Source organism: Neorhizobium sp. P12A (assembly GCF_008365395.1).
Taxonomy (GTDB): Bacteria; Pseudomonadota; Alphaproteobacteria; order Rhizobiales; family Rhizobiaceae; genus Rhizobium.
In genome coordinates, this window is the sequence record NZ_QOVX01000006.1 from 162,758 (window position 1) to 177,278 (window position 14,521).

The 14,521-nt window shown below is 59.6% G+C and carries 12 protein-coding genes; 5 read left to right on the forward strand and 7 right to left on the reverse strand.

What is annotated here, in order from left to right; genetic code table 11:
* Positions 1-12: 12 nt before the first annotated feature.
* The 5 genes from sufD to DTW90_RS18965 all read right to left on the reverse strand — a co-directional run bounded on the left by sufD (position 13) and on the right by DTW90_RS18965 (position 5,272).
* Positions 13-1,281, reverse strand: coding sequence for a Fe-S cluster assembly protein SufD (gene sufD / locus DTW90_RS18945; protein ID WP_149340169.1), 1,269 nt, complete (start codon positions 1,279-1,281; stop codon positions 13-15).
* Between the two features lie 23 nt (positions 1,282-1,304).
* Complete coding sequence (gene sufC, locus DTW90_RS18950; protein WP_149340171.1) at positions 1,305-2,060, reverse strand: Fe-S cluster assembly ATPase SufC; 756 nt, start codon at positions 2,058-2,060, stop codon at positions 1,305-1,307.
* A gap of 67 nt (positions 2,061-2,127) precedes the next feature.
* Positions 2,128-2,430 (reverse strand): hypothetical protein, encoded by a 303-nt coding sequence (locus tag DTW90_RS18955; protein WP_348633750.1) that lies wholly within the window; start codon positions 2,428-2,430, stop codon positions 2,128-2,130.
* 59 nt (positions 2,431-2,489) lie between these two features.
* The gene (sufB, locus tag DTW90_RS18960) at positions 2,490-3,959 is read right to left on the reverse strand and encodes a Fe-S cluster assembly protein SufB (RefSeq protein ID WP_132524725.1); all 1,470 of its coding nucleotides are present in this window, start codon (positions 3,957-3,959) and stop codon (positions 2,490-2,492) included.
* A 146-nt stretch (positions 3,960-4,105) separates the two neighbouring features.
* A complete protein-coding gene (locus DTW90_RS18965) occupies positions 4,106-5,272 on the reverse strand; it encodes a cysteine desulfurase family protein (RefSeq protein ID WP_149340172.1) in 1,167 nt (388 codons plus the stop codon).
* Between the two features lie 215 nt (positions 5,273-5,487).
* Between DTW90_RS18965 and DTW90_RS18970 the strand changes: the two genes are divergently transcribed.
* A complete protein-coding gene (locus DTW90_RS18970; RefSeq protein ID WP_149340174.1) occupies positions 5,488-6,165 on the forward strand; it encodes an alpha/beta hydrolase in 678 nt (225 codons plus the stop codon).
* Between the two features lie 4 nt (positions 6,166-6,169).
* Here DTW90_RS18970 and DTW90_RS18975 read toward each other — a convergent pair whose 3' ends face one another.
* Entirely contained in the window at positions 6,170-6,691 is a 522-nt protein-coding gene (locus DTW90_RS18975; RefSeq protein ID WP_188079983.1) for a GNAT family N-acetyltransferase, read from the reverse strand.
* 177 nt (positions 6,692-6,868) lie between these two features.
* On the opposite strand from DTW90_RS18975, the gene tyrS reads away from it, so the two are divergent.
* Positions 6,869-8,125, forward strand: a complete 1,257-nt coding sequence (tyrS, locus tag DTW90_RS18980; RefSeq protein ID WP_149340176.1) for a tyrosine--tRNA ligase — start codon at positions 6,869-6,871, stop codon at positions 8,123-8,125.
* Positions 8,126-8,177: 52 nt separating this feature from the next.
* On the opposite strand, the gene DTW90_RS18985 is transcribed toward tyrS, so the two are convergent.
* Complete coding sequence (locus tag DTW90_RS18985; protein WP_149340178.1) at positions 8,178-11,591, reverse strand: AsmA-like C-terminal domain-containing protein; 3,414 nt, start codon at positions 11,589-11,591, stop codon at positions 8,178-8,180.
* Positions 11,592-11,718: 127 nt separating this feature from the next.
* Here DTW90_RS18985 and DTW90_RS18990 point away from each other — a divergent pair, with 127 nt between their 5' ends.
* From DTW90_RS18990 to DTW90_RS19000, 3 genes are all read left to right on the forward strand, one after another.
* A complete protein-coding gene (locus DTW90_RS18990; RefSeq protein ID WP_149340180.1) occupies positions 11,719-12,186 on the forward strand; it encodes a peroxiredoxin in 468 nt (155 codons plus the stop codon).
* The gene (locus DTW90_RS18995) at positions 12,183-13,037 is read left to right on the forward strand and encodes a ferritin-like domain-containing protein (RefSeq protein ID WP_246664975.1); all 855 of its coding nucleotides are present in this window, start codon (positions 12,183-12,185) and stop codon (positions 13,035-13,037) included. Before DTW90_RS18990 ends, DTW90_RS18995 begins: the two co-directional genes overlap by 4 nt.
* Positions 13,038-13,147: 110 nt before the next feature.
* Complete coding sequence (locus DTW90_RS19000; protein WP_149340182.1) at positions 13,148-14,455, forward strand: M23 family metallopeptidase; 1,308 nt, start codon at positions 13,148-13,150, stop codon at positions 14,453-14,455.
* Positions 14,456-14,521 lie beyond the last annotated feature (66 nt).

Consider the following 14,521-nt stretch of genomic DNA (forward strand, 5'->3'; position numbering starts at 1 on the left):
AGATCAATCCTATCAGGCGTGCTTTTCGAGCCAGGTCGAGATGATGCCTTCCAGCGCCTCGACCAGGGACTCGTCATCGAGTTCTTCGACGATCTCGGCAACGAAGGCGTTGACCAGCATCGCTCGCGCCTTGTTCTTGGGGATACCGCGCGCCATCAGATAGTAGAGATGGTTTTCGTCGATATCGGCAACTGTCGCGCCATGGCCGCACTGAACGTCGTCGGCAAAGATCTCGAGTTCCGGCTTGGCCGAGAACTCGGCGTCGTCGGACATCAGCAGCGTATTGCACGACATCTTGGCATCGGTCTTCTGTGCGTCCGGGGCAACCCGGATCATGCCTTGGAAGACACCGCGGGCGCGATCGAAGACGACGTTGCGGAACACTTCCGTCGAGGTCGTGTTCGGCACGTTATGGCCAAGAACCATGGTAACGTCGGTATGCGTCTCGCCGCCGAGCAGATTGACGCCGCGGATGACAAGCTCCGAGCCCTCGCCGCTTGCCTTTATATGCAGTTCCTGACGCACCAGCTTGCCGCCGGCGTTGATCACGAACAGCTTCAGCTTCACGTCCGCACCGAGATCGAGCCGGATCTGGCCGAGATGCGTATCGTCGCTGCCCTGCTGCTGCAGGATGATCCATGTCACCTCGGCGCCATCGCCGATCGTAACGTCGCTCACCGCAGACACGAGCGCAGCGTCGCCCGTCACCGCCTGGTGACGCTCGATAATGGTTGCCTTGACGTCGCTACCGATCGTGACTGGCAGGCGCGTATGGAGCTGGCCGCCAGCATGGGCGAACTGGATTTCGAGAGGAGACTCGAGTTCCGCGCCTTCCGGGATCTCGATAATGTAACCGTCGCGCACGAAGCTGCCGTTGATGCGGCCGATGGCATCGTCGTTGCCAAGCGCTTCGAGAGCCCCTGCAGCAGCGCCGTCCACGAGATCGTCTGCATATTGACGAACAGTCAGGCCCTTCACGGAAGCCCTTGACGTCTGCCCCTGAATAACTGCCAGAAGGTCGGAACCTTCGACCACAGGCGGAAGCTCCTTGCTGCCGTCGCGCTTTTCAGGCGGTACGTTGCGCAAAAGGTTTTTCAGGTCGGTATAGTGCCAGGCCTCGACGCGACGCGTCGGCAGGCCTGATGTCTTGAGATCGTCGAGCAGACGGTCGCGCACGGCGACCACGTCGCCATTGCCCGGCAGTTCGCCGAACTGGTTGTTGAAAGCTTCAATCAGCGCCGTCTCAGCAGCGGTCAAACGGCTCGTCGTTTGCATATTCATGAGCCCATTCCTTTCCGCCTCGATCAGGCTGCCGCACCGATGATGTCGGCATAGCCGTTGGCTTCCAGCTCATGCGCCAGCGTCTTGTCGCCTGACTTGATGATCTGTCCCTTGTAGAGGACGTGAACGGTATCAGGGACGATGTAGTCGAGAAGGCGCTGGTAGTGGGTGATGACGACGACGGCGCGGTCGGGCGAACGCAGCGCATTGACGCCATCGGCCACGATCTTCAGCGCATCGATGTCGAGTCCGGAATCGGTTTCGTCGAGCACGCAAAGCTGCGGCTCAAGCAGCGCCATCTGCAGGATTTCGGCACGCTTCTTTTCACCGCCGGAGAAGCCGACGTTCAACGGACGCTTCAACATCTCGGTATTGATATGCAGCTTGCCCGCTGCATCCTTCACGCGACGCATGAAATCGGGCGTGGTCAGTTCGGCCTCGCCACGTGCCTTGCGCTGCTCGTTCATGGCAACCTTCAGGAACTGCATGGTCGCAACGCCGGGAATTTCGACCGGATACTGGAAGGCGAGGAAGATGCCCTTGGCGGCACGCTCTGCAGCGTCGAGTTCAAGAATGCTCTCGCCGTTGTAAAGGATGTCGCCTTCCGTCACTTCGTAGTCTTCGCGGCCGGAGAGGATGTAGGAGAGCGTCGACTTGCCGGAGCCGTTCGGACCCATGATCGCAGCCACTTCGCCGGCCTTCACGGTGAGGTTCAGGCCACGGATGATCTCGGTGCCATCTTCGGCGATGCGGGCATGCAGGTTCTTGATTTCAAGCATCTTGTTACTTCCTAGCGTATTGGCTCGCGTGTCGCGTAAGCCATTAAAGCGTGCCTACCGGCTTCGTTCAGTCTACTGGCAGGAATTTTTGGGTAACCTCTATCGATCCAACGATATGGCGATTGAACTCATCGAGTTCTTCCGCCGGCACCCAAAGTTCCTCATGTTCCCGTCCGCCAACGATCTTCCGATCAAAACGGGCGGCATAGTCCGCATCCACTTCAAAGCGCGTTACATAGCCGTGCCGCGATCCGGTCTTCGTATTCCAATCCCGGGCGATTTGAGCGGCATAGCCCTCATTCGTCACGGGGTAAAAGATCGGCTGATCCGGCAAGCGGGGCGGAAAGGCCTTCCAGCCACTTGCCTTCACGAGCTCCAATTCCTCCAGGCCCACAGGCCGAAAGAGGATTATCGTTCGGGCCGGCGTCATTACCCCACTGAGCCTTCCAGCGAGATGCTGATCAGCTTCTGCGCCTCGACGGCAAACTCCATCGGCAGTTCCTGAAGGACTTCCTTGACGAAGCCGTTGACGATCAGCGCGATCGCCGCTTCCGTCGGGATGCCGCGCTGCAGGCAGTAGAACAGCTGGTCTTCCGAGATCTTCGACGTTGTCGCCTCGTGCTCGAATTGTGCGGTCGAGTTCTTCGCCTCGATGTAGGGCACGGTATGCGCGCCGCACTTGTCGCCGATCAGCAGCGAGTCGCACTGGGTGAAATTGCGGGCGTTCGTTGCCTTGCGGTGGGTCGAGACCTGGCCGCGATAGGTGTTCTGCGAAACGCCGGCAGCGATGCCCTTGGAGACGATACGGCTCGACGTATTCTTGCCGAGATGGATCATCTTGGTGCCGCTATCGATCTGCTGATGGCCGTTGGAAACGGCGATCGAGTAGAACTCGCCTCTGGAGTCGTCACCGCGCAGGATGCAGGACGGATACTTCCAGGTGATCGCAGAGCCGGTCTCGACCTGCGTCCACGAAATCTTCGAACGGTCGCCGCGGCAATCGCCGCGCTTGGTCACGAAGTTGTAGATGCCGCCCTTGCCCTGAGCATCGCCCGGATACCAGTTCTGAACAGTCGAATACTTGATCTCGGCATCGTCAAGCGCAACGAGCTCGACGACCGCAGCGTGAAGCTGGTTCTCGTCGCGCTGCGGCGCCGTGCAGCCTTCGAGGTAAGAGACGTAGGCGCCCTCTTCCGCGATGATCAGCGTACGCTCGAACTGGCCGGTGTTCTTCTCGTTGATGCGGAAATAGGTCGACAATTCCATCGGGCAGCGAACGCCCTTCGGCACGAAGACGAAGGAGCCGTCGGTGAAAACAGCGGAATTCAGCGTCGCATAGTAATTGTCGGTCGTCGGAACGACGGAACCGAGATATTTCCGGACCAGCTCGGGATGCTCGCGGATAGCTTCCGAAATCGACATGAAGATCACGCCGGCCTTCTTCAGCTCTTCCTTGAAGGTTGTGACGACGGATACGCTGTCGAACACGGCATCGACAGCAATCTTCGGCTTATCGACGCCTGCAAGAATTTCCTGCTCCTTGAGCGGGATACCGAGCTTTTCGTAAACCTTGAGGATTTCCGGATCGACTTCGTCAAGCGACTTGGGGCCTGGCGTACTCTTCGGCGCGGCATAGTAATATATGTCGTTGAAGTCGATCTTGGGATAGTCGACGCGCGCCCAGGTCGGCTCATCCATGGTCAGCCAGCGGCGATAGGCGCCCAGACGCCATTCCAGCATCCAGTCCGGCTCCTGCTTCTTGGCGGAAATGAAGCGGATGATATCCTCGGACAGGCCCTTGGGTGCCTTGTCCATTTCGATGACGGTTTCAAAACCATACTTGTATTGGTCCACGTCGATCTGCTTGACGCGATCGACCGTTTCCTGGACGGCAGGCATGTCGTTCTCCAATCTCGCCGGATACAAGGTCCGGCAGCTTGTCAACGTTTAGGCAAACTTGTGTTTGCCCTTATGTAGTGGGCCAAAGGGGACTTTTCAGCCCGCTTGGCAAGCGGAAAGTTGCCTTTCCGCAAATTTCCAAAGCATTACGCCGCCTGCCCCGCCGCTTTGCGGCGGCCTGCAATTCTCGCGAAGGCCGATATGGCACGGTCGATGTCCTCTTCCGTCGTCGCAAAACCGAGCGAAATGCGCAGCGCTCCCAGCTTGGGATCACAGCCCATGGCCACGAGCACGTGGCTTTCACCGACCTTGCCGGACGAACAGGCGGAGCCCGCCGACAGAGCGACGCCCTCAAGATCGAAAGCGATCTGCCCGGTCTCCGCCTTCAGCCACGGCAATGTGAAAAAGCAGGTGTTCGGCACGCGTGAGCCGTCGGCACCATGGATGATGACATCGGGCGCTACTTGGCGCATCCCGGCTTCGAGACGCTCCCTGAGACCGGTAATGGTCGTATTGCGCGACTCGAATTCCGCAACGGCAGCCGCAGCGGCAGCACCGAATCCGATGATGGCCAGCGAATTTTCCGTCCCCGACCGGTGACCTTTTTCCTGACCACCGCCATGGATGAGCGGCTTCGGCATCAGGATCTCGCCGCGCGACACAAGCGCGCCCGCCCCCTTGGGGCCGCCGATCTTGTGCGACGAGACGATCATGAAATCCGCACCGATCTCATTGATATCAAGCGGAACACGTCCGGCAGCCTGCACGGCGTCGACGACGAAAAGTCCGCCATGCGCCTGGGTAACCTTCGCAGCCGCTGAAACCGGCTGGATAATGCCCGTCTCGTTATTGGCAAGCATGACGGCGACCATCGGCAGACCGGTTGCCTTGTCATGGGCCGACAGCAACCTTTCCAAGGCGTCGAGATCGACGATTCCTTCCGAGGTAACCGGGATTTCGCTGACGCGGTCCTTGGCGAAGCGACCGCCTTCCCGTAGTGCAGGATGCTCGATCGCGGAAATATAGAGATGACCGACAGCAAGCGGCGTGCGACCCATCCGGAATTCCGGCGTCAGCACCATATTGGCCGCCTCAGTAGCGCCGCTGGTAAAGGTCACATGGGCAGGCCCTGCGCCCGTCAGGGCGGCGACCTGCCGGCGCGCTGCCTCGATTGCAGCACGCACTGCCCGGCCCTCGCCATGCACCGAGTTGGGATTCCCGAAAAGATCCATGGCGCGCAACATCGCCTCCCGCGCCGCCGGATGGAGCGGTGCGGTCGCATTCCAGTCAAGATAAAGGCGATTTGAGCCCATCATCTTCTTCCTGTTGCGATGCCTTCTTCAGCTCCGGCTCATTTTTCTTGAAATTTCAGCCGGGCTTGCCTTATGACACGTTCCACGACGCGTGAAAGACTATGCCAAGTTTCGAATTGTTCTAAACTGCGTTCTAGAAAAGATGAGCGCATTCGTCAAGTCAACTTGCTGCGTTGTGCGTGGTAAGAACGCAAAAAATAAGAGCCGGAGTACCGATGCCCGAAGTCATTTTCAACGGCCCCGCTGGTCGTCTTGAAGGCCGCTATCAGCCATCCAAGGAAAAAAGCGCACCGATCGCCATCATCCTGCACCCGCACCCTCAGTTCGGCGGCACGATGAACAACCAGGTCGTCTACCAGCTCTTCTATATGTTCCAGAAGCGCGGCTTTACCACCCTGCGCTTTAATTTCCGCGGCATCGGCCGCAGCCAGGGCGAGTTCGACCACGGCGCCGGCGAATTGTCGGATGCGGCTTCGGCGCTCGACTGGGTGCAGAGCCTGCATCCCGATTCCAAGAGCTGCTGGGTCGCCGGCTATTCCTTCGGCGCCTGGATCGGCATGCAGCTGCTGATGCGCCGTCCGGAGATCGAAGGCTTCATGTCGATCGCGCCGCAGCCTAATACCTATGACTTCTCGTTCCTGGCGCCCTGCCCATCCTCCGGACTCATCATCAACGGCGAAGCCGACAAGGTGGCCCCGGAGAAGGACGTCAACGGCCTCGTCGAGAAGCTGAAGACCCAGAAGGGCATCCTGATTACCCACAGGACCGTTCCCGGCGCCAACCACTTCTTCAACGGTCAGGTGGAAACGCTGATGAGCGAATGCGAGGATTATCTCGACCGCCGCCTGAACGGCGAACTTGTGCCGGAGCCGGCTGCCAAGCGCATCCGCTAACCGCTCACCGCATACCGGCGGTGAACTCGAAAGTCGCACAGGTAATTCCATCAATCGTAATCGGCATGCGGTCCCGCATGCCGATTTTCGTCAGCACACGTTGCGAGGCAAGGTTTTCCGGGTGCGTGAAGGCGATGAAGTGGTTGGCAATACCCTTGCGGAAGAACCAATCGCGCAAGCCTTCGGCGATTTCGCTCGCATAGCCCTTGCCCCAGGCATCTCGCCTGATCGCATAACCCAGCTCGAATTCCACAGGTTCGCCGAAGGGCGAAAAGCCGGCACGGCCGAGGAAGCGGCCGTCGTGGCGGTCGAGCAACTTGTATTTCGCCACACCGAAACGAGTTTCCTCGTCGAACCAGGAATTGATCCGCTCCACCGCCTTTTCGCGGGTCCAGGGCGTCGGGTCGGAATAGTAGCGCACCATCTCGGTGGCAGCGTGCAGCTCGTGGACGAGCGACACGTCCTCCGCATTCCACCGGACCAGCGCCAGACGGGGCGTTTCCAGAATGATGTTCTCTGCTGACATATTCCCTCCCGCAAAAATCATTCGCTTGGCCGCCTTGCCGTGCAAGGCAGCGTCAAAAGCATCGCAACCAACTGGTGACTGATTTTCAAAACAGTGCTAAACGCGCCGCGACGGTTCAACAAGCGGTAAATAAACCGCCCAGTCCTCCGACCGAGACGAAGCTCAAGAGAAAAAGCTATGGCCGAATTCAAATCCGATTTCCTTCGCACCCTCCAGGAGCGCGGCTTCATCCATCAGATTTCCGATGAAGCCGGGCTGGACGACCTCTTCGCCAAGGAAACCGTGACAGCCTATATCGGCTTTGATCCGACCGCGCCGAGCCTGCATGCCGGCTCGCTGATCCAGATCATGATGCTGCACTGGATGCAGGCGACCGGCCACCGTGCGGTCTCCCTGATGGGCGGCGGCACCGGCATGGTCGGCGACCCCTCCTTCAAGGAGGAATCGCGCCAGTTGATGACGGTCGATACGATCGAAAGCAACATCGCCTCGATCAAGCGCGTCTTCTCCAACTACCTGACCTATGGCGAAGGCCCCAAGGACGCGTTGATGATCAACAACGCCGAATGGCTGCGCTCGCTGAACTACCTCGAATTCCTGCGCGATGTCGGCCGTCATTTCTCGGTCAACCGCATGCTGTCCTTCGATAGCGTCAAGACGCGCCTGGATCGCGAGCAGTCGCTCTCCTTCCTGGAATTCAACTACATGATACTGCAGGCCTACGACTTCGTCGAACTGGCCAAGCGCTACGACTGCCGCCTTCAGATGGGTGGTTCGGATCAGTGGGGCAACATCGTCAACGGCATCGACCTCGGTCATCGCATGGGGACGAAGCAGCTTTTCGCGCTGACCTCACCGCTGCTGACGACGTCATCAGGCGCCAAGATGGGCAAGTCTGCCTCTGGTGCCGTCTGGCTGAACGCCGACATGCTCTCTGCCTATGACTTCTGGCAGTACTGGCGCAACACCGAGGACGCCGACGTCTCGCGGTTCCTCAAGCTCTACACGACGCTTCCGATGAATGAGGTCGCGCGCCTTTCAGCGCTTGGCGGCTCCGAGATCAATGAGGTCAAGAAGATCCTGGCGACGGAAGTGACCGCGATCCTGCATGGCCGCGAGGCAGCCGAACAGGCGGCCGAGACGGCCCGCAAGACTTTCGAGGAAGGCGGCCTTTCCGAGAACCTTCCCTCGGTCGACGTGCCGGCGTCGGAGCTTAACTCCGGCATCGGCCTGCTGTCCCTGATCGTCCGCGCCGGCCTTGCCGGTTCGAACGGCGAGGCCCGCCGTCATGTTCAGGGTGGTGCCGTCCGCATCAACGATCAGGCCGTCAGCGACGAACGCAGGCTGATCGGCAATGACGAACTGACCGCCGATGGCGTCATCAAGCTTTCGCTCGGCAAGAAGAAGCACATTCTGATCCGCCCCGAGGCATGAGACTGAAAGGGCTCTGAACCGTTCCAGAAGCCGGCTATGTCAGCCGGCTTTTTTATTGGAACTGGAAGATCTGGCGGAATACGCCCGGCGCAATGATCGACAGAGGGTTGATCTGCAGGTTTGGCGAATCGAAATTGCCGGTCAGCTTGAAGGTGATGCCGATCAAACCGCGATCGTTGCCGTTGCCAAGCAGGAAACCGACGATCGGAACCTCAGCAAAGAGCCGGTTGAGACCGTAGGCCGGCATGAAGGTGCCGGTCATGTCGATATTGCCCTTCTGGTCCTTGATCGTTCCCTGGAATGCCGCGCCAAGCTGGTCTCCGCGAACGATACCGTCCTCGACAGATACGATCCCGTCGCGAATGATCAGCCGGGCAGAGCTGCGCTGGAAGCTCTGCGAGCTGGTATCGATGTTCTGCTTGACGGCCGTATTGAGGCTTCGGCCGTCTTTGCCGGTTGGTGTCGATACGATCGACTGCAGCTTCTTTTCATTGACGATCGAGAAATGGCGAATGTCGATCGTGCCGTCCCAGTCGTTTCTGCCGACCGCCTGAAGTTTCAGGTTCAGGAGGCCACCTCTCATATGCTGGTAGAGATCGACAAACTTTGCGACGGCACCGGCATCGCCGCTGGTGACATGAATGACTCCACCGTTCGCGCCACCCTTGCTCATTTCGCTGACGACAGCTTCTCCACTGCGTGTCACGCCGGAAATATCGGCGGCCGTCGTCTTGCCGCCCGACGTCGAATAGGTCGCCGTAAAATTGCCGATCGATTCATCGTTGAAGCCGACGATCTTGTCGAGCTTGGCATGAACGGTCGCATCGACGGATCCACCGCCATCATTGCGTCCACCATTTGCGGAAGCCTTCAGTTTGGCGAGAATCGGACGCGCATCCGCGGAATCGCCAGCGACTGTGATGTCGTAATTCCCCCTGCTGCGCCGGATCGAAAGGGCAAAATCGTCTATGGCGGACAATTTCACGCTGGAGAAATCGGCAGAGGAAAGGCCGCCCTTTCCGATGACCAGGTCGCCTCTGACGCCAAAGCCGTCGCCATGCAGGTCGAAACCTTTCAGCGATGTCTGATCGCCCGGTCCGGAAGCTTCAAATGCTGCTGTCGCGCCGATACCACTGCCCTTCGACCAGCCGATCCACGGCACGGTAAGCGCTGCCTTTGTCAGATCGATCTTCACGCCCTGCCTGTTGTCGTCGATCCGCGTCAGTTCGACCGAAATCGGACCGTCCACGATATCGGAGAGGCCGGGAATCAGCTTCTCGCGCTGCTGGTTGTCGAGCGAGGCGGTGATCACGCGCGCCCGTTTGACGGTGGACGATTTATCTGTCGGCTCGACCATATCGATCTGCGCCGGTACGCCGTCGATCTGTGCCTTCGCATTCAGATGAACCTGTTGCGGGTCGGCGTTGATCGTGCCGTCGAGATCAAGGATCTTGCGCCCGTCCACCGGTTTGAGCACGTCGACCTTCTGAAGCTGCAGGGTTGCCTTCCACACCGGCGGCGGCGGGTTCTGGTCCTTGATGATCCCGATCGTCGCGTCCACATGCGCGTCGATCTTGCCGTTGAAGTCCTCGGGCTTGAATTCCGTTCGCTGAAGGACGCGCAGCGGCTCGTAGGTCAGCAATTCCCCGATCGCATCGCCAGCGCCAGATATGGCGAGCTTGAGCTGCGCCATAAGAGGCTTGTCGTAGGTCGCGGGAATGGAAAACGTGCTGGGCCCGAGGGTTACAGAGCGTCCTGACGCGAAATAGGATGTGCCGCTGGCAATATCGACCTGCATGGCAGGTCCCGTCAGATCGAAATGTGCCATCGTATCGCGGATGGGCGGTATTTCCCCCGGCACATCCATGCGCGTTTCGGCGATATCGAAGGCGATATGCAGTTCATTTGCGCCGAGTTGCAGCTTGCCGGTCGCCGCCGCTGCAGCCAATCGCCCCTCGGGGATAAAAACCGAAATCACGGCGTTGGATACCGTTCCGCCGAAGAGATTGGTCTCGACCCAGTCACGTGGCTTGGAGGCCATCCAGAACGGCCAGAGCTGCTTGATCATGGCCGTCTGCATGGTCGTAGACTGGGCGGCGAAGCTGATCTCCGGCGATCCCGGCCTGATGCGCATATGCAGGGTCCCGAACAGGGAGCCGAGCGGACTGCTGATGCCGATCTTGTCGAGCACAAGTTCCTTGCTGTCAGAGAGGAAACGCCCGTTTGCCTGCCCGTTGAAGGAAAGCGGCGCCTCGCCCGATTTCGCCGCAGCGGCCGTCGCGTCGCTGATGAGGAAATCGATGCCATACCCCTTCGGAGCGTTCGGGTCGATCCGGTCAAGATCGATCAGCGCGCCCGAGAACGGGATCGTGGTTGCCTCGAAACGGGCCTCAGACCGATTGATCTCCAGCGTATGGTGATCCGAATTATAGGCAAGGTTGATGTTGGCGCCGCTTATGTTCTGCTGGTCGCGGTCCATATAGAGCAGACCGGGCTGAACGCTGACAGATGCCGTCAAGATCGGCGCTACGTCCCTTGTCCCGCGTACGGCAGAAAGCGTGACGTCGGCAAAGCTGTTGATCCCCTGTCGAGGCTGGTTGAGGGAATCGCGCGCCAAGGTCAGCGGCGTAAGGTCGAGATGACGGAGAGTGGCCGTCAGCGAGGACGGCTTATCTCCCTCTTGCTGGGCCATGACATGGAGCGTTGCGACGGCGCCATCGACGGAAACCTTGCCATCAAGTTGAAGCGCATCGGGTGACGGACGGGAAAATGTAAGGCTGTTGATCACGAGCGAAAGCGGCGGACTTCCATCCTCCCGCGCAAGCTGCAGAGCCATGTCCGAGATCTGTACCCCCTCAGTGCCGCCCCGCTCGACGAAATGGCGTAGGAAATCGAGATCGGCAAAGGCCGTTTCAACTGCCTCGGGAATGGAGTCTACCCGGAGCTTCGTCAGATCGACCGGGTCGCTGGACGGCAAAAGCGCCGTGTCGAGCGCAATGCCCTTTGCTTCGACATCGGCGATCAGAACGCGCCCCTGAACGAGGGCAAGCGGATCGAGCACGAGGCGGAGATCGCCCATCGTCGAAAGATGCTTGCCGCTCTCCTGATCGATCATGTTGACGTCGCTTGCTACAAGCGCAAGCCGAAGCCCCGACGTAAACCGAACCACGGTGGAGCCGACTTCGGCCTTGTATCGCGGGCCGATCGCCGCATCGAGCGCCGCCTGCGCCTTCTGCGACAGAGGTTCGTCAAAGGCGCCGCTTTCGATAGTGCCGATGATCGCGGCAAGGATAATGCCGATGAAGATGATGAAGACGCAGGTGATCCTGGTGGCGTGACCCGCATGCGAACGGCGACGACGGCGAGGCGCATGGACAATAAGTGGGTCGTCGATCTGCGAAGAAGGAAGCTGGTCGAGGGAGACGAGATCCTTCTTTCGGAAAATTACCTTTTCGCCCCGGATCACTCCCTGCGCCCCTTTGTCTTTTCGAATTTTGCGGGTGACGCTACGTCTCGATGGACAACGCACAGGCACACTATATATCGACGGCCCATATAGTCACCTACAAACCTGGCAAAAGAAAGGTTTTCCCATGGCCGAACTTGGAGTTGGCGCCCACGCACCGGATTTCGATCTTCCCCGCGACGGTGGCGGACGCGTCAGTCTCTCTCAATTCGAGGGAAAGGCCGTAGTCCTCTTTTTCTACCCCAAGGATGACACGACGGGCTGCACGGCAGAATCGATTGCCTTCACGCAATTGGAGCAGGAGTTCGCAGCCGCGGATACCGTCGTCATCGGCATGTCGCCGGATTCCGTCAAGAGCCACGACAAGTTCGTCAGGAAGCACAATCTTTCAGTGCTGCTCGTCTCCGATGAGGAAAAGACCACGCTGGAGGCTTACGGCGTCTGGAAGGAAAAGAGCATGTACGGCAGGACGTACATGGGTGTCGAGCGGACAACCTTTCTGCTCGACAAGGAAGGACGAATTGAGAAGATCTGGCCGAAGGTGAAAGTCGCCGGCCATGCGGAAGACGTGCTGAACGCGGTCAGGGCGCTGTGAAGACTAACGAGCGGAGCATAACGACCGTAGCCGGACACACCATCATCTCGCTGCGTGGCGGCGCGATCGAGGCGATCGGTTCTGCGGATCTCGATCGCAAGACTGCAATCGCACAGGAATCGGCAACGCGCTGGTTCGAGAGGAGGCTTTCGCTTCGTTCGCCGCTCGACTCGCCACTGCCGGATCGGCCCGGAAGGCCTGAAAAGCCGGAACTCGTTCCGCCGAAGCACACGGAAAAGCGCTCGCTGCATACAGTCAACGGCCGCATCGCCCTGCTACATGCAATTGCTCATATCGAGCTCAACGCCGTCGATCTCGCGCTCGACATTGTTGCGCGATTCGCAACAGAACCCGTGCCGCATTCCTTCTTCGACGGCTGGATGCAGGTTGCCTTCGAGGAGGCCAAGCATTTTCGGATGGTGCGCAACAGATTGCGGGATCTAGGCGCCGACTATGGCGACATGCCGGCCCATGACGGGCTCTGGCAGGCAGCCCATGCCACCCGCAACGACCTCACCGCCCGCCTCGCCGTCGTACCGCTGATCCTCGAGGCTCGCGGGCTCGACGTCACGCCGGCACTGCAAGCCAAAATGCGCGAAACCGGAGACATGGAAAGTGCCGCCGTGCTCGACGTCATCTACAATGACGAGAAAGGTCATGTGGCCGTTGGCGCGAAATGGTTTCGTTTCCTCTGCGCCAGGGAGAAGCGCGATCCCGTGCGGGCGTTCCAGGAACTCGTGAGGGCGAATTTCAGAGGGCCGCTCAAGGCGCCTTTCAACGATATCGCACGCGCTGAAGCAGGCCTGACGCCCTCCTTCTACCGCGCCCTGACGGCGACCAGCAGCGCCTGACGTCGTGGCATCAGGCGGCGGCCTCACGTAACGTCACTGAAAGCAATTGTTAACCTTAATAATGTGTAATTCTCCAAACGAGCTGAGACGCATCGATTGGGAGATTCTCCGTGAGCGGCGGACATCAAAACCGGATATTCGGCAAGCGGGCACAGCATCACGTTCTCATTCTTGCGAGTGGCGACAAGGTGCGCCACATGACCATTCGGCCCTGGATGGCAGCGCTTGGCGTTTCCGTCATAGGTCTCTTTTCTATCGGCTATCTGCTGGCCACATCCTATCTCGTTTTGCGCGATGACCTGATCGGCGCGACGATGGCGCGCCAGGCGCGCATGCAATACGACTATGAGGATCGCATAGCTGCTCTCCGCGCGCAGGTGGATCGCGTCACGTCCCGTCAATTGCTGGATCAGCAGGTCGTCGAAGACAAGGTCGACAAGCTGATGGAGCAGCAGCAGGCCCTGTCGCAGCGGCATGGCAAGCTCGACGCCCTGCTCGACCGCGCCGAAAGCTCCGGTTTGATGGGCAAGGATCAGCCGAACGATCCGGCTGCACCTTCCGTAAAAGACCAGCATGCCGAGCTCAGCGGTAGCCCGCAGACGATCGAGGCAGCCCTTTCCAAGGGCGATCCAGCCGATGCGACGCCTGACAATTCCACCCTCGCCTACGTTCCCGCTCCGGAGACCGTGGCCGACCGGGCCGATCGCGTATTCTCCAAGGTAACGCTGTCGCTTAAGCGCATCGAGCAGGATCAGTTGAGCCGCGTCCAGAAGCTGACGGCAGACGCCTCGCAGACAGCCGATGCGATCCAGTCCATCGTCAAACACGTCGGCGTCAGCCTTCCGGTAGAAACGGCGAGCGCTGATGTCGCGAGCGATGCCGACGAAGGCGTTGGCGGTCCCTACGTTCCGCCGCAGAGCGAAGATGCATTCGACCATTCGCTGGATAATCTCGATACGGCCCTGACCCGTCTGGACACCATGCGCACCACGGTCGAGGACCTACCCTTTCGCAATCCGGCGCCCGGCAAGCTGATCACCAGCCCCTTCGGCAATCGCAAGGACCCATTCTTCGGCAAGCTGGCGCTGCATACCGGAACCGATTTCCATTTCAGCCCCGGCGAAAAGGTCAAGGCGACCGCTCCGGGCAAGGTCGTTTCGGCCGGTTGGGCCAACGGCTACGGCAACATGGTGGAGATCGATCACGGTGACGGAATATCCACGCGCTACGGCCATATGGAGCAGCTCCTGGTGCAGGCCGGCGACACCGTGAAGGCAGGCGACGCCATCGGCCTTGCCGGCAGCACCGGCCGATCGACGGGAACCCATCTCCATTACGAAGTGCGCGAAAACGGTCGCCCGATCGATCCGATGTATTTCGTCAACGCCGGCGCAAGACTGGCCAGCTACATCAATTAGGATCGCTGCCGGCTAAACATTGCCTCAATTTCATGAAAGCATTTACCCTCGTTCCAGGATGTTGCA

Coding starts and splice junctions, on each gene's coding strand:
- sufD (WP_149340169.1), bottom strand. CDS start 1,281: ATGAATATGCAAACGACGAGCCGTTTGACCGCTGCTGAGACGGCGCTG.
- sufC (WP_149340171.1), bottom strand. CDS start 2,060: ATGCTTGAAATCAAGAACCTGCATGCCCGCATCGCCGAAGATGGCACC.
- sufB (WP_132524725.1), bottom strand. CDS start 3,959: ATGCCTGCCGTCCAGGAAACGGTCGATCGCGTCAAGCAGATCGACGTG.
- DTW90_RS18965 (WP_149340172.1), bottom strand. CDS start 5,272: ATGGGCTCAAATCGCCTTTATCTTGACTGGAATGCGACCGCACCGCTC.
- DTW90_RS18970 (WP_149340174.1), top strand. CDS start 5,488: ATGCCCGAAGTCATTTTCAACGGCCCCGCTGGTCGTCTTGAAGGCCGC.
- DTW90_RS18975 (WP_188079983.1), bottom strand. CDS start 6,691: ATGTCAGCAGAGAACATCATTCTGGAAACGCCCCGTCTGGCGCTGGTC.
- tyrS (WP_149340176.1), top strand. CDS start 6,869: ATGGCCGAATTCAAATCCGATTTCCTTCGCACCCTCCAGGAGCGCGGC.
- DTW90_RS18990 (WP_149340180.1), top strand. CDS start 11,719: ATGGCCGAACTTGGAGTTGGCGCCCACGCACCGGATTTCGATCTTCCC.